The 17,649-nt window shown below is 71.3% G+C and carries 16 protein-coding genes and 1 pseudogene; 11 read left to right on the forward strand and 6 right to left on the reverse strand.

What is annotated here, in order from left to right; all coding sequences use genetic code 11:
* Nucleotides 1–11 precede the first annotated feature (11 nt).
* From glmU to OG338_RS10895, 5 genes are all read left to right on the forward strand, one after another.
* Nucleotides 12–1,460, forward strand: coding sequence for a bifunctional UDP-N-acetylglucosamine diphosphorylase/glucosamine-1-phosphate N-acetyltransferase GlmU (gene glmU / locus OG338_RS10875; protein ID WP_405937125.1), 1,449 nt, complete (start codon nt 12–14; stop codon nt 1,458–1,460).
* Between the two features lie 120 nt (nt 1,461–1,580).
* Nucleotides 1,581–2,555, forward strand: a complete 975-nt coding sequence (locus OG338_RS10880) for a ribose-phosphate diphosphokinase (RefSeq protein WP_073968578.1) — start codon at nt 1,581–1,583, stop codon at nt 2,553–2,555.
* A gap of 191 nt (nt 2,556–2,746) precedes the next feature.
* Nucleotides 2,747–3,334 carry a 50S ribosomal protein L25/general stress protein Ctc gene (locus OG338_RS10885; protein ID WP_405937126.1) on the forward strand — a complete coding sequence of 196 codons (588 nt, stop codon included), beginning with the start codon at nt 2,747–2,749 and terminating at the stop codon, nt 3,332–3,334.
* A 125-nt stretch (nt 3,335–3,459) separates the two neighbouring features.
* Entirely contained in the window at nt 3,460–4,053 is a 594-nt protein-coding gene (pth, locus tag OG338_RS10890) for an aminoacyl-tRNA hydrolase (RefSeq protein ID WP_405937127.1), read from the forward strand.
* Nucleotides 4,054–4,107: 54 nt separating this feature from the next.
* Nucleotides 4,108–4,578, forward strand: coding sequence for a hypothetical protein (locus OG338_RS10895; RefSeq protein WP_405937128.1), 471 nt, complete (start codon nt 4,108–4,110; stop codon nt 4,576–4,578).
* A gap of 69 nt (nt 4,579–4,647) precedes the next feature.
* On the opposite strand, the gene ppc is transcribed toward OG338_RS10895, so the two are convergent.
* Nucleotides 4,648–7,377 (reverse strand): phosphoenolpyruvate carboxylase, encoded by a 2,730-nt coding sequence (ppc, locus tag OG338_RS10900; RefSeq protein WP_405937129.1) that lies wholly within the window; start codon nt 7,375–7,377, stop codon nt 4,648–4,650.
* 334 nt (nt 7,378–7,711) lie between these two features.
* On the opposite strand from ppc, the gene OG338_RS10905 reads away from it, so the two are divergent.
* The 3 genes from OG338_RS10905 to OG338_RS10915 all read left to right on the forward strand — a co-directional run bounded on the left by OG338_RS10905 (nt 7,712) and on the right by OG338_RS10915 (nt 11,351).
* On the forward strand, nt 7,712–8,692 hold the full coding sequence (locus tag OG338_RS10905) for an acyl-CoA desaturase (protein ID WP_405937130.1): 981 nt from the start codon (nt 7,712–7,714) through the stop codon (nt 8,690–8,692).
* Nucleotides 8,689–9,375 carry a TetR/AcrR family transcriptional regulator gene (locus OG338_RS10910; RefSeq protein ID WP_018104118.1) on the forward strand — a complete coding sequence of 229 codons (687 nt, stop codon included), beginning with the start codon at nt 8,689–8,691 and terminating at the stop codon, nt 9,373–9,375. The genes OG338_RS10905 and OG338_RS10910 overlap by 4 nt, the downstream gene beginning before the upstream one ends.
* Nucleotides 9,376–9,590: 215 nt before the next feature.
* Nucleotides 9,591–11,351 carry an FG-GAP repeat domain-containing protein gene (locus OG338_RS10915; RefSeq protein WP_405940382.1) on the forward strand — a complete coding sequence of 587 codons (1,761 nt, stop codon included), beginning with the start codon at nt 9,591–9,593 and terminating at the stop codon, nt 11,349–11,351.
* 83 nt (nt 11,352–11,434) lie between these two features.
* On the opposite strand, the gene OG338_RS10920 is transcribed toward OG338_RS10915, so the two are convergent.
* Complete coding sequence (locus OG338_RS10920; protein ID WP_405937131.1) at nt 11,435–12,235, reverse strand: trans-aconitate 2-methyltransferase; 801 nt, start codon at nt 12,233–12,235, stop codon at nt 11,435–11,437.
* A gap of 88 nt (nt 12,236–12,323) precedes the next feature.
* Between OG338_RS10920 and OG338_RS10925 the strand changes: the two genes are divergently transcribed.
* Nucleotides 12,324–12,821 carry a MarR family winged helix-turn-helix transcriptional regulator gene (locus OG338_RS10925; RefSeq protein ID WP_405898191.1) on the forward strand — a complete coding sequence of 166 codons (498 nt, stop codon included), beginning with the start codon at nt 12,324–12,326 and terminating at the stop codon, nt 12,819–12,821.
* On the opposite strand, the gene OG338_RS10930 is transcribed toward OG338_RS10925, so the two are convergent.
* Nucleotides 12,780–13,565, reverse strand: coding sequence for a LuxR C-terminal-related transcriptional regulator (locus OG338_RS10930; RefSeq protein WP_405937132.1), 786 nt, complete (start codon nt 13,563–13,565; stop codon nt 12,780–12,782). The two genes, OG338_RS10925 and OG338_RS10930, sit on opposite strands and share 42 nt — an antisense overlap.
* Nucleotides 13,566–13,687: 122 nt before the next feature.
* Between OG338_RS10930 and OG338_RS10935 the strand changes: the two genes are divergently transcribed.
* The gene (locus tag OG338_RS10935) at nt 13,688–14,131 is read left to right on the forward strand and encodes a GNAT family N-acetyltransferase (RefSeq protein ID WP_405937133.1); all 444 of its coding nucleotides are present in this window, start codon (nt 13,688–13,690) and stop codon (nt 14,129–14,131) included.
* A gap of 22 nt (nt 14,132–14,153) precedes the next feature.
* Here OG338_RS10935 and galK read toward each other — a convergent pair whose 3' ends face one another.
* Genes galK through galT form a run of 3 tightly spaced genes read right to left on the reverse strand, consistent with a single transcriptional unit; the run spans nt 14,154 to nt 17,340 of the window.
* Nucleotides 14,154–15,323: a galactokinase gene (gene galK / locus OG338_RS10940; RefSeq protein ID WP_405937134.1), complete on the reverse strand. Its 1,170-nt coding sequence runs from the start codon at nt 15,321–15,323 to the stop codon at nt 14,154–14,156.
* The gene (gene galE / locus OG338_RS10945) at nt 15,320–16,300 is read right to left on the reverse strand and encodes a UDP-glucose 4-epimerase GalE (protein ID WP_405937135.1); all 981 of its coding nucleotides are present in this window, start codon (nt 16,298–16,300) and stop codon (nt 15,320–15,322) included. The genes galK and galE overlap by 4 nt, the downstream gene beginning before the upstream one ends.
* Nucleotides 16,297–17,340 carry a galactose-1-phosphate uridylyltransferase gene (gene galT, locus OG338_RS10950; protein ID WP_405937136.1) on the reverse strand — a complete coding sequence of 348 codons (1,044 nt, stop codon included), beginning with the start codon at nt 17,338–17,340 and terminating at the stop codon, nt 16,297–16,299. Before galT ends, galE begins: the two co-directional genes overlap by 4 nt.
* A 59-nt stretch (nt 17,341–17,399) precedes the next feature.
* On the opposite strand from galT, the pseudogene OG338_RS10955 reads away from it, so the two are divergent.
* Nucleotides 17,400–17,606 (forward strand): annotated as a pseudogene (locus OG338_RS10955) (hypothetical protein); the annotation flags it as partial.
* Between the last annotated feature and the right edge of the window lie 43 nt (nt 17,607–17,649).

Genomic DNA, 17,649 nt, shown 5'->3' on the forward strand with positions numbered 1-17,649 from the left:
AGGGCATATCCGTGAGCTCCGTACGCCCGGCAGCCGTCGTCGTCCTCGCAGCGGGTGAGGGCACCCGCATGAAGTCGAAGACTCCCAAGGTTCTGCACGAGATCTCCGGGCGCTCGCTCGTCGGTCATGTCGTCGCCGCCTCCCGTGAGCTGGACCCCCAGCACCTCGTCGTGGTCGTGGGCCACGCGCACGAGCAGGTGACCGCCCACCTCAGCGGGGCGGACGCGCAGGTGCGTACCGCGTACCAGGCCGAGCAGAAGGGCACCGGGAACGCGGTGCGGGTCGCGCTGGACGAGCTGGGCGGGGGCGTCGAGGGCACCGTCGTCGTCGTGTGCGGGGACACCCCGCTGCTGGCCGGTGAGACGCTGGCGGCGCTCGCCGCGACGCACACCGCCGACGGGAACGCGGTCACCGTGCTCAGCGCCGAGGTGCCCGACTCCACCGGCTACGGGCGGATCGTGCGCGACGCGGCGAGCGGTGCGGTCACCGAGATCGTGGAGCACAAGGACGCGAGCGACGAGCAGCGGGCGATCCGGGAGATCAACTCCGGGGTGTTCGCGTTCGACGGGAAGCTCCTCGCCGAGGCGCTCGGGCAGGTGCGGACGGACAACAGCCAGGGCGAGGAGTACCTCACCGACGTGCTGTCGATCCTGCGCGAGGCCGGGCACCGGGTCGGCGCCTGCGTGGCGGGCGACCACCGGGAGATCCTGGGCATCAACAACCGCGTCCAGCTGGCGGAGGCCCGCCGGCTGCTGAACCAGCGGCTGCTTGAGCGTGCCATGACGGCCGGTGTGACCGTGGTCGACCCCGGCTCGACGCTGATCGACTGCACGGTGACCTTCGAGCGGGACGCGATCGTGCACCCGGGGACCCAGCTGCTGGGCGCCACGCACCTCGCGGAGGACGCCGAGGTCGGCCCGAACTCGCGGCTGACGGACACCGTCGTGCACGCGGGCGCGCGGGTGGACAACACGGTGGCGGACGGCGCCGAGGTGGGCCCGGGCGCGCTGGTGGGCCCGTACGCCTATCTGCGGCCGGGCACCAGGCTGGGGCCGAAGGCCAAGGCGGGGACGTACGTCGAGATGAAGAACGCGACGATCGGCGAGGGGACCAAGGTCCCGCACCTGTCGTACGTGGGCGACGCGACGATCGGCGACCACACCAACATCGGTGCCGCGAGCGTGTTCGTGAACTACGACGGGGTGGCCAAGCACCACACGACGATCGGGTCGCACTGCCGTACCGGGTCGGACAATATGTTTGTGGCGCCTGTCACGGTCGGGGACGGGGTTTACACCGCCGCCGGTTCGGTCATCACGAAGGACGTGCCGTCCGGTTCGCTGGCCGTGGCCCGGGGCCAGCAAAGGAATATCGAGGGTTGGGTGGCGCGCAAGCGTCCCGGGAGCGCCGCCGCGCAGGCGGCTCAGGCGGCGGAGGAGAGGCCGGCCGGCGAAAGCTGACCGGAAACAGGTGCGTCGCGCACCGCGTACCGTGATAGATGCTCACCCCATTTCGGCTGGCTCGTTGCACATCGGGACATCTGCGTGCGGCGCCAGGAACACGTCTGAGGAGACTGTGCTGTGACCGGGATCAAGACGACCGGCGAGAAGAAACTGATGCTCTTCTCCGGCCGCGCCCACCCCGAGCTGGCCGAGGAGGTCGCGCACCAGCTCGGTGTCGGCCTCGTGCCGACGAAGGCTTTCGATTTCGCCAACGGTGAGATCTACGTCCGCTTCCAGGAGTCGGCGCGTGGCGCGGACTGCTTCCTGATCCAGAGCCACACGGCTCCGATCAACAAGTGGATCATGGAGCAGCTGATCATGATCGACGCGCTGAAGCGCGCGTCGGCCCGTTCGATCACGGTGATCGTGCCGTTCTACGGCTACGCCCGCCAGGACAAGAAGCACCGCGGCCGGGAGCCGATCTCGGCCCGTCTGATCGCGGACCTGATGAAGACGGCGGGTGCGGACCGCATCCTCACCGTCGACCTGCACACGGACCAGATCCAGGGCTTCTTCGACGGCCCGGTGGACCACCTGTTCGCGCTGCCGATCCTGGCGGACTACGTGGGCGCCAAGGTGGACCGTTCCAAGCTGACGATCGTCTCGCCGGACGCCGGCCGGGTGCGCGTCGCCGACCGCTGGTGCGACCGGCTCGACGCCCCGCTGGCGATCGTGCACAAGCGCCGTGACAAGGACGTCGCCAACCAGGTGACCGTCCACGAGGTCGTCGGCAATGTGAAGGGCCGGGTCTGTGTCCTGGTCGACGACATGATCGACACCGGCGGCACGATCTGCGCCGCCGCCGACGCCCTGTTCGCGCACGGCGCCGAGGACGTCATAGTGACGGCGACGCACGGTGTGCTCTCGGGCCCCGCGGCGGACCGGCTGAAGAACTCGAAGGTCAGCGAGTTCGTGTTCACGGACACCCTGCCGACGCCGGGTGAGCTGGAGCTGGACAAGATCAAGGTGCTCTCGATCGCCCCGACGATCGCCCGCGCGGTGCGCGAGGTCTTCGAGGACGGCTCGGTCACGAGCCTGTTCGAGGAGCAGTAGGAGCCTGCGGCGACCTCGTCGCCGCTGATCCACTTTGGGGTGTGGCCTCCCCGCCGGGTAGACTCAGCGAGTTGCTCGGCGAGGGAGGCCGTACTCATGTACGGGGCTCCGTTATCGGCGCGCTCTTCGTAGCAGGCCAGTTCTTGGCCGGGTGACCGTTCGTTTTCCGTCACCTCACGAGGAGTGCCACCATGGCCGAGATCAAGCTCGCCGCCCAGGTCCGTACCGAGTTCGGCAAGGGTGCCGCCCGTCGCGCGCGCCGTGCCCAGCAGGTCCCCGCGGTCGTCTACGGCCACGGCGCCGAGTCCGTCCACATCACGCTTCCGGCGCACGAGCTCCAGCTGGCGCTCCGTACCGCCAACGTCCTGATCGGCCTGGAGCTCGACGGCAAGGACGCCCTGGTCATCCCGAAGGCCGTGCAGCGCAACCCGCTCAAGGGCGACATCGAGCACGTCGACCTGCTGACCGTGAAGCGCGGCGAGAAGGTCAACGTCGAGGTCGCGGTGCAGGTCGAGGGCGACCTGGCCCCGGGCGGCAACCTGCTCGAGTACGTGCAGAACACCCTCCTGGTCGAGGCCGAGGCCACCCACATCCCCGAGTCCGTCACGGTCTCCGTGCAGGGTCTGGACGCCGGTGCGTCGATCCTCGCCAAGGACATCCCGCTGCCCAAGGGCTCCGTGCTCGCCGGTGACGAGGACGCCGTCGTGCTCCAGGTCGTCGCCGCGCAGGCCGAGGAGCCGTCGGCCGAGGCCGCCGAGGGTGAGGGCGAGGAGGGCTGAGTCCCGTCCCGCCTGCTTGACTGACGGGGCGGTGGTCTCCCTTTCCGGGAGCGCCACCGCCCCGTTTTCCTGTCCGCTTCCTGTCCACGCCCGCTGTACGCGTACGAACGAGGAGACTTCGCGCGATGTCCGACGCCACCGACCCCTGGCTGATCGTGGGGCTGGGCAATCCCGGCCCCGAGTACGCGGCGAACCGGCACAACGTCGGTTTCATGGTCGCCGACCTGCTCGCCGAGCGGATCGGCGGGAAGTTCAAGCGTGCCCCGAAGGCGCAGGCGCAGGTGCTGGAGGGGCGGATCGGTCCGCCGGGTCCGCTGAGCCGCCGGGTGGTGGTCGCGAAGCCGATGTCGTACATGAATCTGTCCGGGGGCCCGGTGGCGGCGCTGCGGGACTTCTACAAGGTGCCGCTGGACCATGTGGTGGCGGTCCACGACGAGCTGGACATCGATTACGGGACGCTGCGGCTGAAGCTGGGCGGTGGGGACAACGGGCACAACGGGCTGAAGTCGATGACGAAGGCGATGGGGCCGGACTATCACCGGGTGCGGTTCGGGATCGGCCGGCCGCCGGGGCGGATGCAGGTGGCGGACTTCGTGCTGAAGGACTTCTCGGCGGCGGAGCGCAAGGAGCTGGCGCTGGAGGTGGACCGGGCGGCGGACGCGGTGGAGTGTCTGCTGGCGGAGGGGCTGGAGCGGGCCCAGTCGGCGTACAACACCTGAGGGGTACGGGTCCGGCTTGACCGGTCGTGCGGCTCTGGCCAAGGATCTGGGCCCATGAAGCGGAATCCCTCCCACCGTGCCCTGTTGTACGGCCGCAGTGCGGCGCTCGGCCTTGTCGTCGTGGTGCTGCTGGTGGCGGGTGTGCTGGCGTCGTGGGACGCGGCGCACCACATCGTGCTGGCGAAGGGCCGGGAGCACGGGACGATGACGGTGACGGGGTGCGGTGACGACGTGTGTACGGGGTCGTTCGCGCCGGCGGACGGGGCGGCGGCGCGGTCGCGGGTGTCGGTGGACAGCTCGGTGGCGGCGCGGAAGGGCGACCGTTTCCCGGTGGTGGTGAAGCCGGGGACGGACGAGGTGGTGCGGACGGGGGCGCCGGGGTTCCTGCATGCGTGGGTGCCACTGGGCGGGGCGCTGGTGCTGGCGGCCCTGGTGATCGGCGGGGGTCTGCGGCTGACGCGTACGGCCTGGGGCGCCGGGATCGCGGGCGGGGTGCTGCTGATGGCGGCGTTCATCGCGCTGTGAGGCGGCGGCCGGGTGTGCGACGGGGCGCGGGGAGGAGTTCCCCGCGCCCCGTCGTCGTGCGGTGTCCGGTCAGCCGGTGTTGCGGAGGCCCGCGGCGACACCGTTGACGGTGAGCAGCAGGGCGCGGGCGAGGAGCGGGTCCTCCTCCTCGCCGGCTTCGGCGGCCTGGCGCTGGCGGGCGAGCAGGGAGACCTGGAGGTAGGAGATCGGGTCCAGGTAGGCGTCGCGGATGGCGAAGGTCTGCTGGAGCACCGGGTTGGTGTCGAGCAGCTTCTCGCCGCCGGTGACGCGCAGGACTTCCTGGACGGTGAGGGCGTGTTCGGCCTCGATGGCGTCGAAGACGTGCTTGAGCTCGTCGGGGACGAGGGTGTCGACGTAGTGCCGGGCGATGCGCAGGTCGGTCTTGGCGAGGGTCATCTCGACGTTGGAGAGGAAGTTGCGGAAGAAGTGCCACTGTTCGTGCATCTCTTCCAGGACCGTGTCGAGGCCGGCCTCGCGCAGGGCCTTGAGGCCGGAGCCGACGCCGTACCAGCCGGGGATGATCTGGCGGGACTGGGTCCAGCCGAAGACCCACGGGATGGCGCGCAGTCCGTCGAGCGAGACGCCGGAGCCGGGGCGGCGGGAGGGCCGCGAGCCCAGGTGCAGGTTGCCGAGCTGGTCCACGGGGGTGGAGGCGAGGAAGTACGAGGGCAGGTCGGGGTCCTCGACCAGCTTGCGGTAGGCGGCGTGGGCGGCGTCGGAGACGGTGTCCATGGCCGCGTCCCAGCGGGCCAGGGCCTCGTCGGACTGGCGGGGTGCGGTGTGCAGGGCGGATGCCTGGAGGGTGGCCGCGACGGTCAGTTCCAGGTTTTCCCGGGCGAGGGCGGGGATGAGGTACTTGTCGGAGATGACCTCGCCCTGCTCGGTGACCTTGATCTCGCCCTCCAGGGTGCCCCAGGGCTGGGCGAGGATCGCGTCGTGCGAGGGGCCGCCGCCGCGGCCGACGGTGCCGCCGCGGCCGTGGAAGAGGCGCAGGCGTACGCCGTAGCGGTGGGCGACGTCGCGCAGCCGGCGCTGGGCGCGGTGGATCTCCCACTGGGAGGTGGTGATGCCGCCGAACTTGGAGGAGTCGGAGTAGCCGAGCATGACCTCCTGAACGTCGCCGCGCAGGGAGACGAGGCGGCGGTAGGAGGGGTCGGCGAGCATCTCGTCGAGGATGACGTCGGCGGCGCGGAGCTCGTCGGTGGTCTCCAGGAGCGGGACGATGCCGATCTCGGCCCAGCCGGCGTGGAGGTCGAGGAGACCGGCCTCGCGGGCGAGGACGGCGGCGGCGAAGACGTCGTCGGCGCCCTGGCACATCGAGATGATGTAGGACTCGATGACTTCGGGGCCGAAGCGCTGGAAGGCTTCCTTGATGGTGTGGAAGACGCCGAGGGTCTTCTCGCCGGCGGCGTCGAGCGGGGCCGGGGTGGGGGCGAGGGGGCGGCGGGAGCGGAGTTCCTTGGCGAGGAGCTTCTGCCGGTAGTCGCGGGGCATGTCGGCGTAGCGCCAGGATTCCTCGCCGAGCCGGTCGAAGAGCTGGCCGAGGGCGTGGTGGTGGGCGTCGGCGTGTTCGCGGACGTCCATGGTGGCGAGCTGGAGGCCGAACGCGGAGAGCGTGCGGATGGTGCGGTCCATGCGGCCGTCGGCGACGATGCCGGCCTTGTGGCGGCGCAGCGAGTCCTGGACGAGGGCGAGGTCGCTGATGAGTTCGGCGGTGCCGAGGTAGTCGCAGCCGGGGCGGTGGGGGCGGCCGGAGGCCAGGCGCTCGCGGGTGTTGACGAGCTTCTGGCGGATGCAGGTGGCCTTGAGGCGGTAGGGCTCCTCGGCGTTCAGCCGCTTGTAGCGGGGGCTGATCTCGGGGAGGGCGTCCAGGTCGGCCTGGAGGGAGGCGAGGAGTTCGTCGGTGGCGCCGGTGTAGCGGATGGAGTTGGAGAGCAGTCCGCGCAGCTGGTCGACGAGTTCGAGGGCGTCGGTGATGCCGTGTTCGTGCTGGAGGATGAGGACGTCCCAGGTGACGGCGGGGGTCACGTTGGGGTTGCCGTCGCGGTCGCCGCCGATCCAGGTGCCGAAGGTGAGGGGGCGGGTGCCGGCGGGGAGCTCGACGCCGACGCGCTCCAGTTCGGCGGCCAGGTCCTCCAGGACGTCGCCGACGGCGTTGGCGTGCAGCTCGTCCAGGTAGTAGATGGCGTTCCGGGCCTCGTCGGTGGGCTCGGGGCGTACGACGCGGAGCTCGTCGGTCTGCCAGATGAGGTCGATGTTCTCGGCGAGCCGGAGGTCCTGGCGGCGGCGGTCGGCCTCGATGACCGGGGTCTCCAGGAGGGCGGCGATGCGGCGGAGCTTGTTGAGGACGGAGCGCCGGGCGGCCTCGGTGGGGTGCGCGGTGAAGACGGGGCGCACGTTGAGGTTCTTGACGGTGGCGCGCAGGTGCTCGGGGTCGGCGTCCTTGAGCCGGTCGGCGGTGCGGGCGAGGAGGCCGCCCTCGGCGGACCGGCGGTCGCGCATCTCGTGGGCGCGGTGGACCTGCTCGGTCACGTTGGCCAGGTGGAAGTAGGTGGAGAAGGCGCGGACGAGCTTGGCGGCGGTCTCCAGGCCGGTGTCGCCGAGGAGCTCGGCCGCGGCCTCGCCGTCGGTGCGGGTCAGGGCGCGGACGCGCTCGACGAGGTCGAGGAGTTCCTGGCCCTCCTGGCGTACCAGGGTTTCGCCCAGCAGGTCGCCGAGGCGGCGGATGTCGGCGCGCAGCTCGGGGCTGGCGGCGGGGGTCTGGTCGGCACTGCTCACAGTGTGCGGCTCCTTGCAGTGGTGGTGCACGGGACCCGGGACCGCGGTCGGCGGATGCCGACGCCACCCCGGAAAGCAGGGTGCGGACCGCGCTGTCCGACCTCTCCAGGATAGGTGTCCGTGCTTTCGGTGCTGTTCGCGCCCCGGGCGGCCGTCCGTGCCGGGCGGGGGTCCGGCCGGGGTGCGCGGTGTGTGTCTACCCGGTATTCGCGCGTCTGTGCGCGGTGTTTCGCCCTCTCGTGGGCGGGCCTTCGCGCTGCCATACTTACGAGGCCGTAGGTTACGGGTGCGTAACCCGGCTGTCCGTCCCGTTCTCACCCCCAGGGGACTCCCCATGAAGACCAGCCCCGATGTGATCGAGGCCGCCGCCCCGGCCGGTGATCCGGCTCTCCCCTCCGCCACGCTCGGCGGGGACAACAAGCGGTCGATCGAGCAGATCGCGCTCCTGCTGTTCATCGTCCTGCCGTTCGTGGCCCTGGTGGCGGCGGTGCCGCTGGCCTGGGGCCGTGGTGTGAGCTGGCTCGATCTGGGTCTGCTGGTGGCGATGTACTTCATCGGCTGCCACGGCATCACGATCGGCTTCCACCGGTATTTCACGCATGGTTCGTTCAAGGCGCGGCGTCCGCTGCGGATCGCGCTCGCGGTGGCCGGTTCGCTGGCGGTGGAGGGGCCGCTGGTGCGCTGGGTGGCCGATCACCGCAAGCACCACCGGTTCTCGGACGCGGACGGTGACCCGCATTCGCCGTGGCGGTTCGGCGAGACGCTGCCGGCGCTGCTGAAGGGCCTTTGGTGGGCCCACATCGCATGGATGTTCGACGAAGAGCAGACGCCGCAGCAGAAGTACGCGCCGGACCTGATCAAGGACCCGGCGATCCGCCGGATCTCGCGCCACTTCATGACCTTCACGATCATCTCGCTGGCCATTCCCCCGCTGGTCGGCGGGCTGGTGACGATGTCCTGGTGGGGCGCGGCGACCGCGTTCTTCTGGGGCTCGCTGGTACGGGTGGCGCTGCTGCACCATGTGACGTGGTCGATCAACTCGATCTGCCACGCGGTCGGCAAGCGCCCCTTCAAGTCCCGCGACAAGTCCGGGAACGTGTGGTGGCTGGCGGTGCTGTCCTGCGGGGAGTCCTGGCACAACCTGCATCACGCGGACCCGACGAGCGCGCGGCACGGCGTGATGCGCGGTCAGATCGATTCGAGCGCGCGTCTGATCCGCTGGTTCGAGCGGGCCGGCTGGGCCTACGACGTGCGCTGGCCGGACGAGGCCCGTATCGAGTCCCGGCGCAACCGCGCGGCGGCCGACGCGGCATGATGGACGATGTGGCGACCGACTCCAGCGCAGGCAGCGAGAACACCCGTGCACCCTCGTCCCGGCGGGCCCGCCGGGTGCGGATGACGGGGAAGGAACGCCGCGAGCAGCTGCTGGACATCGGTCGCACCTTGTTCGCGGACAAGGGCTTCGAGGGCACGTCGGTCGAGGAGATCGCGGCCCGCGCGGGCGTGTCGAAGCCGGTCGTCTACGAGCACTTCGGGGGCAAGGAGGGGTTGTACGCGGTCGTGGTGGACCGGGAGATGCGCCAGCTCCTGGACATGGTGACGAGCGCCCTGACCGCGGGGCATCCCCGGGAACTCCTGGAGCAGGCGGCGTTCGCGCTCCTGGACTACATCGAGACGTACACCGACGGGTTCCGCATCCTGGTCCGGGATTCGCCGGTCGCCCAGTCGACGGGCACCTTCGCCTCGTTGATCAGCGATATCGCGACCCAGGTCGAGGACATCCTGGGCCTGGAGTTCAAGGCCCGGGGGTTCGATCCGAAGCTGGCCCCGCTGTATGCGCAGGCGCTGGTGGGCATGGTGGCGCTGACCGGCCAGTGGTGGGTGAACGCGCGCAAGCCGAAGAAGGCGGAGGTCGCGGCCCATCTGGTGAATCTGGCCTGGCACGGGCTGGAGAACCTGGAGTCGAAGCCGCGGCTGATAGGGCACCGGAAGAGCTGAGGGCCCGTCGAGGGGGGCGGGCCGATACGGCGGCCGGTGTGGCGGGCCGGTGTGGCCAAGCCGCAACCTTGATCCATCGCTAAACCACTTCAGTCCCGGTGTGCGCAGTTGTAGAGTCTGTGAACATCCCGGGAATGCTTCACCCTGCACGCGCTGTGCCCGTGAACGCGTTTCTCCCGGTTTCACCACTTACCCCTGGGGGGGCTTTGACTTCAGTGGAAACCGGTCGTTCCGCCGTGCGCTCGAAGCGCGCGAGCCGGATCGCGGCCTGCACCGCACTCGTTCTCTCCGCCGGCATGCTGCTGGCGGCTCCGGCCTCGGCCGATGACTCGGCGCCCGCCCCGCGCGGCGCCACCGCGCACTCCACCCCCGAGCTGGGCGGTCAGCCCACGCTCAGCCTGCCGGAGCGCGCGGCGAAGAAGAAGTCCGGCGCCTCGGGCGCGGCGGGCAAGCAGTCGCCGTCCTCGGCCGTCCCGGCCAAGCCGCGCTCGGACCTGAACAACGACGGCTTCAGCGACATGCTGTACCGGGGTCTGGACGGCAATCTGTGGGCCGCCTTCGACTCCTCGGGCTCGCAGCGGTTCGACATCGACAACGGCGACTCGGCCGAGATGTTCAAGGACGTCATCACGCCGGGCGACCTGGACGGCGACGGCCTGAGCGACCTCGTGACGCTCTCGGCCTCGGGCACGCTCACGGTCTACCCCGGCTGGACCTCCGCGAGCACCCGGACCGCTTCCTGGTCGGGCGTCGGCTGGCAGCGGTACAACAAGGTCTCCGCCCCCGGTGACCTGGACGGCGACGGCCGCGGCGACCTGATCGCGCGTACGCCCTCCGGCGACATCTACGTCTACATCTCCACCGGCAGCACCTCCAGCGCCCCCTTCAAGGCCGGCGTCAAGGTGGGCTACGGCTGGAACATCTACGACCAGATCGTCGGCGCCAACGATGTCAACGGCGACGGCCTGGGCGATGTGATCGCCCGTACGCCCGCCGGTGACGTGTACTTCTACGCCGGTACCGGCGACGCGTCGAAGCCCTTCAAGGCACGCGTCAAGGTGGGCTACGGCTGGGACATCTACAACCAGCTGATCAGCTTCGACGACCTGGACGGCGACGGCCTGGGCGACATCGTCACCCGTAAGCCGGGCGGCGCGCTGTACACGTACCTCTCCAACGGCGACGGCACCTTCGCCGCGCGCGTCGAGGGCGGCACGGGCTGGAACGCGGCGGCGCTGTTCGCCGGCGCGGGCGGCAACCCGGCCTTCGGGAAGCAGGAGCTGGAGGCGCGTACCAAGGGCGGCAGCCTGTACTGGTACCAGAGCCGGAACAACGAGAAGTTCTTCCCGCGCTACCTGGACAGCTCGGACACCGGCTGGAACGAGGTGAGCCTGTCGCTGGCGTCCTCGCTGGACAACGACGGCTGGGGCGACCTCCTCCAGGTCTACAAGGGCACCCTCTGGGTCGGCGCCGAGCAGATCGGCACCGGCTGGCAGGTCTACAACAGCCTGACCGGTCCGGGCGACCTGACCGGTGACGGCAAGGGTGACCTGCTGGCCCGCGACACCAAGGGCAACCTGTACCTGTACAAGGGCAACGGGCTCGGTACGAAGTTCGCGGCCAAGGTAAAGGTCGGCTACGGCTACAACACGTACAACAAGATCGTCGGCGCCGGTGACCTCAGCGGCGACGGCATCGCGGACGTCGTGGCCCGTGACACCAAGGGCGACCTGTACCTGTACAAGGGCACGGGCAACGCCGCCAAGCCGCTCTCGGCCCGCGTCAAGATCGGCTACGGCTACAACACGTACAAGCAGTTCGCGGCCCCGGGCGACCTGGACGGCGACGGCTTCGCGGACCTGGTCGGCGTCGACGGCAAGGGCGATGTGTACCGCTACTCGTCCACCGGCACCGGCAAGATCGAGAAGCGTGCCAAGATCGGCTACGGCTGGGACATCTACAACGGCCTGTACTAGGCCCGCGTGACCCCGGAGCGTGACCCCGGCGCCCCGTTCCCGCATCGCGGGGGCGGGGCGCCGCCGTGTGCGGGCCCAGCCGGTCACCGGTTCCCCCGGTGGGCTACGACGAAGATGCGGCGGAACGGGAAGACCGTGCCGTGCGGGCCCTTCGGGTAGGCCGTGCGCAGGAGGTCGCGGTACTCGGTGAGGAAGGCGTCCCGGGCCTCCTCGTCGTCGGCGAGGGCGGTGAGGACGGGGCGCAGTCCGGTGCCCTTGACCCAGTCCAGGACGGGGTCCTCGCCGGGGAGCAGGTGGAGGTAGGTGGTCTCCCAGACGTCGGCGGTGGTGCCGGGGCCGGTCAGCGCGTCCAGGTAGCCGGCGGGGCTCAGCACGGCGTCCGCGTGGCGCAGCAGGCCGCCGAGGCGGGGGCGCCAGCGCGGGGAGTCCGTGAGTTCGCGCATCAGGACGTGCGAGGGCTGGTCGAAGTTGCCGGGGACCTGGAGGGCGAGGGTGCCGCCGGGGAGCAGGGCCTCCAGCCAGTCCGGCAGGCGGGCGGCGTGGCCGGGGACCCATTGGAGCAGGGCGTTGGAGACGATCAGGCCGTACGGCTCCGAGGGCGCCCAGGTGGCCGCGTCGGCCTCCGCGAAGTCCAGCAGGTCTGTGGTGTGGGCGCGGGCCCGGTCCAGCATCTGCGGGGAGTTGTCGTAGCCGGTGATCCGGGCGTGCGGCCAGCGCCGGGCGAGCAGGGCGGTGACGTTGCCGGCGCCGCAGCCGAGGTCGGCGATGCGGGGTGCGGGCGTGCCGGGCGGGTCCGGGACGCGGGCCAGGAGGTCGTGGAAGGGGCGGGTGCGGTGGTCCGCGTGTCGCAGGTACTGCTGCGGGTCCCAGAGGGGTGCGGTCATGGGTCCCAGGATCGATCCCAAGTATCTTGATGTCAAGACACTCGAATTCAAGAGACTTCATGTCGACAGACCCTCTACACTGATCCACATGGAGGACGAGGTCGACCGTCTGGTCGCTGCATGGCGCCGCGAGCGCCCCGACCTCGACGTGGAACCGCTCGAGGTCCTCAGCCGCGTCTCCCGCCTGGCCCGGCACCTCGACCGGGCCCGCCGCATCGCCTTCGCCGAGCACCAGCTCGAACCGTGGGAGTTCGACGTCCTCACGTCGCTGCGCCGGGCCGGCGCCCCGTATCAGCTCTCCCCCGGCCAGCTGCTCACCCAGACCCTGGTCACCTCGGGCACGATGACCAACCGCATCGACCGCCTCACCAAGAAGAACCTGGTCGAGCGGCTGCCCGACCCCAGCGACCGGCGCGGCGTGCTGGTCCGGCTCACCGCCGAGGGCCGCGACAAGGCCGACCAGTCCCTGGCGGGCCTGCTCGCCCAGGAGCGCGCCATCCTCGGCGAGCTCTCCCGCCAGCAGCGCGGCGAACTGGCCGGGCTGCTACGCCGGCTGACCGCCCCGTTCGACAACATCCCCGGGTAGCTCCGGCCCCCGGTCCAGGTCGGCGGGGCCGACGCCCGCGCGCCGGGCCAGCGCCACGGCGGCCAGCGTCGAGTGGACGCCCAGCTTCCCCAGCACGTTCTGCATATGCGTGCGCACGGTGTGCGGGGAGAGGAACAGCCGCTCCGCGACCGCCTTGCGGCCCAGGCCCGCCACCATGCACCGCAGCACCTCGCGCTCGCGCGGGGTCAGCGACTCGACCAGCTTCTCGCTCTCGGTACGGTGCTTGCGGTCGGCCAGCAGCTCCCGCAGCACCCCCGTCAGCAGGGCGGCGGGCAGATGCGTCTCGTCGCGCAGCACACCCCGGATCACCGTGAGCAGCCGTTGCAGCGAGCTGTCCTTGGCGACCCAGCCGCAGGCCCCGGCCTGGAGGGCGAGCGCGGCCCTGGCCGGGTCGTCCTTCTCGGCGAGCACCACCGTACGCACCGAGGGACGCGCCACCCGGACCGCGCCGACCAGGGCGATCCCGTCGACCGGACCGGCCTGCCCGGGAGCGGGTCGCGGCGCGGGCACCGGGAGGGCGCCCAGCTCCGCGTCGGCCAGCAGCACGTCGTATCCCCGGCCCTCGGCCGCCGCGCGCTCCAGACAGCGCAGCGCCGCCGGACCGCTGCCGGCCGCGGCCACCTCGACATCCGGCTCGGCCGCGAGCGCGGCGGCGAGTGATTCGGCGAAGATCCGGTGATCGTCCACCACGAGAACCCGGATACGGGCCACTGGCACCCCCATGCTGTGTGTCGGGCACGCCCGACGCAGGCCCCCCGCCCCGCTGGACATCAGCGTACGGGCGGGGGCCTGGGGGGAAGGGAAAATGGCGGAACTTGTCCGGGGACGCGCCTAGGGTGAGGCGCATGTTTCGTCTTGAGACAGAAGTGGACAAGGAACGGCGTGCGCTCCTGCACCGGGCGCTGCGGGACGACAACACCACGCGCTCCCCGCACATGAGTGCCCTGCGTGGCACCCCGGACGCGCGGGAGGAGCCGTTGCACGTCTGGGCGCTGGATGCGGAGGGGCGCATCGCGGGCGGTCTCGCGGCCCGGACCTGGGCGAGCTGGCTCCATCTGGAGCTGCTGTGGGTGGACACCGCGCACCGGGGTTCCGGGCTCGGCGCGCGGCTGCTCGCCGAGGCGGAGCGGGTGGCGCGGGCGGACCGGTCCTGCACCCGTTCCCGGGTGGAGACCTGGGACTTCCAGGCACCCGGCTTCTACCGGAAGCAGGGGTACGAGGTACGCGGACGGGTCGAGGACTTCCCGCCGGGCGTCACGGAGTTCACCCTCACGAAGGAGCTCCGCTGACGCCCGGCGGCGGTCCGCGCGGTCAGACCAGCCGGCGGGCGCCGGCCGACGGCACCGCCGGGAAGACTCCCGGGCTGCCGTAGCCGGCCGCGGTGAACGCCTCCAGGACGGACTTGGTGACCGCGTCCGCCCGCGCCTCCTCGACCAGCACGATCGCCGAGCCGCCGAAGCCGCCCCCGGTCATCCGCGCCCCGAGCGCCCCGGCCGCGTTGGCCGTCTCGACCACCAGGTCGAGCTCCGGGCAGGAGACCCGCAGGTCGTCGCGGAGCGACACGTGCCCCGCCGTGAGGACCGGGCCGGCCGCGCGCACGTCGCCCGCGTCGAGCAGCGCGATGACCCGCTCGACGCGCTGGTTGTCGCCGGCCACATGGCGTACGTACCGCACGACGGACTCGTCCGCGCCCAGCTCCGCGAGCCGGTCCAGGGCGGCGCCCAGCTCCTCGTACGGCAGATCGCGCAGGGTGGGTATGCCGAGCAGGCGGGCGCCCTCCTCGCAGCCGGCCCGGCGCTCCGCGTAGGCCCCGTCGCCGAGCGCGTGCTTGACGCGGGTGTCGACCACCAGGAGCCGCAGCCCGTGCGCGGCCAGGTCGAAGGGGACCTGGCGGCGGCCGAGGTCCCGGGTGTCCAGGTGCAGGGCGTGGCCCTCGGTGCAGCAGGCGGACGCCATCTGGTCCATGACCCCGCAGGGGACGCCGACGAAGGCGTTCTCCGCGCGCTGGGCGAGGACCGCGAGCTCCGCCGCGTCGAGCCCGAGGCCGAAGAGGTCGTCGAGGGCGAGGGCGGTGACCACTTCGAGGGCGGCGGACGAGGAGAGCCCGGCGCCCGTGGGGACGGTGGAGGTCAGCTGGATGTCGGCGCCGGTGATCTCGTGGCCCGCCTCGCGCAGTGCCCAGACGACACCGGCCGGGTAGGCGGCCCAGCCGTGGCCCTCGTGCGGGGCCAGCCCGTCCACCCGGAGCCGGACGACGCCGCCGGGCACATCGGTGGAGTGCAGCCGCAGTTCGCCGTCGGTGCGGCGGGCGACGGCGGCCCGGGCGGTGTGCGGGAGGGCGAGCGGCATGACGAAGCCGTCGTTGAAGTCGGTGTACTCACCGATCAGGTTGACCCGGCCGGGGGCGGCCCAGATCCCCTCGGGCTCGCTTCCGTACAGCGCGGTGAAGGAGGCGGTGAGCTCTGCGTGGTCCTCGGTCATGGTGCGGTGGGCTCCTCTCGGCGGGCGAACGTCCAGGCGTCGGAGACGATTCCGGCCAGGTCGGCGCGGGACGGCCGCCAGCCGAGCCGGTCCCTGGCGGTGGCGGCGGAGGCGACGAGGACGGCCGGGTCGCCGGCGCGGCGCGGGGCCGCGGTCTCGGGGACGGGGTGGCCGGTGACCTCGCGGACCGTCTCGATGACCTCACGGACCGAGAAGCCGTTGCCGTTGCCGAGGTTGCAGATCAGGTGCTCGCCGGGGGCGGCGGCGGCGAGGGCGAGGAGGTGCGCCTCGGCCAGGTCCGCGACGTGGATGTAGTCGCGGACGCAGGTGCCGTCCGGGGTCGGGTAGTCGTCGCCGTAGACGGAGATCGACTCGCGCTGCCCGAGGGCGACCTGGAGGACCAGCGGGATGAGGTGGGACTCGGGGCTGTGGCGTTCGCCGCAGCCGCCGTACGCCCCGGCCACGTTGAAGTAGCGCAGCGAGACGGCGGCCAGGCCGTGGGCCGCGGCCTCCCCGGTGATCATGTGGTCGACGGCGAGCTTGGTCGCGCCGTACGGGCTGGTCGGGGCGGTGGGGTCGGTCTCCGTGATGGGGCTGGAGACCGGCTCGCCGTAGGTGGCCGCGGTGGAGGAGAAAACCAGGGTGCGCACGCCCGCGTCGCGCATCGCGGCGAGCAGGGCGGTGGAGCCGCCGACGTTGTTGAGCCAGTATTTCTCGGGGTCGGTGACGGACTCGCCGACCTGGGAGTACGCGGCGAAGTGGAGCACCCCGTCGTAGGAGGAGTCGAGCCACTTCGCGGCGTCCTGGACGCGGCCCTCGATGAAGTCGGCGCCGGCCGGGACGCCCTCGCGGAAGCCGGTGGAGAGGTCGTCCAGGACGGTGACGGCGTGGCCGGCCTCGATCAGGTGCTGGGCGACGACACTGCCCACGTAACCGGCACCACCGGTGACCAGGTACTTCTTCGGGGTCTTGCTCACTGGGTCGCTACCTCTCGCAGTCGCTGGGCCGCGGTCTCCGGCGGCACGTCGTTGATGAACACGCTCATGCCGGATTCGGAACCCGCGAGGAACTTCAGCTTGCCGGAGGTCCGTCGGATGGTGAAAAGCTCAAGGTGGAGCCCGAAGTCCTCACGTCCGGGGACCCCGAACGGCGCCTGGTGCCAGGCGGAGATGTACGGGGTCGGCGGCTCTCCGGGTCCGAAGATCCGGTCGAATCGCCTCAACAGTTCCAGATAGACCTGTGGGAACTCCGTGCGCGCCTCCTCGTCCAGCTCCCGCAGGTCGGCGACGCGGCGGCGCGGGTGGAGGTGCACCTCGTACGGCCAGTGGGCGGCGTAAGGGACGAAGGCGATCCAGTGCTCGGTGGCGAGCACGATCCGGGAGCCGTCCTCCTCCTCGCGGGCGACCACGTCGTCGAAGAGGTTGCGGCCGGTCTTCGCGTGGTGGGCGGCCATCGAGCGCAGCATCAGCCCGGTGCGCGGGGTGATGAAGGGGTAGCCGTAGATCTGGCCGTGCGGGTGGCCGAGCGTGACGCCGATCTCGGCGCCCCGGTTCTCGAAGCAGAACACCTGCTTGACCTGCGGGAGCCGGGCCAGGGCCGCGGTGCGGTCGGTCCAGGCGGCCAGGACCAGGCCGGCCTGCTCCTCGGTGAGGTCCGCGAAGGAGGCGTCGTGGTCGGAGGTGAAGCAGACGACCTCGCAGCGGCCTGAGTCGCCGGCGAGCGAGGGGAAGCGGTTCTCGAAGACGGCGACGTCGTAGTCGGGCTCCGGGATCTCGCTCTGCCGGCCCTCGCGCGAGGGGCACAGCGGGCACTCGTCGGCGGGCGGGTGGTAGATCCGGCCCTGGCGGTGCGAGGCGATGGCCACGCTGTCGCCGAGCAGCGGATCGCGCCGGATCTCGGACGAGGTGGAGACGGCGTCGAGGGGGCGCGTGTCGACGGCCTCGCGCACGAGGTCGTCGCGGCTGTCGTAGTAGATCAGCTCCCGGCCGTCGGCGAGCGTCGTAACCGTCTTCTTCACCAGACTCCTCTCACCAAACATAAGCCAACACAATGAACCACAAGTCAACAGATGCGTCAATGAGCCGCCAGGGGTGGGCAGGCGGGCGATGCACGAGGGATCACAGGCGGGGGCTCGACTACACGATCCTGGCGATCTACTTCGTCGTGGTGCTCGGCATCGGCTTCGCCGCCCGGGCGAGTGTCAAGACCAGCCTCGACTTCTTCCTCTCCGGACGGTCACTGCCCGCATGGGTGACCGGCCTCGCCATGCTGGCGCTCGGCCTGTTCTTCCTGGCCTGGATGAAGCTGCGCCCGGCCCAGGCCCCGG

Origin of the sequence: Streptomyces sp. NBC_00726, assembly GCF_045161735.1 — a bacterium.
Taxonomy (GTDB): domain Bacteria; phylum Actinomycetota; class Actinomycetes; order Streptomycetales; family Streptomycetaceae; genus Streptomyces.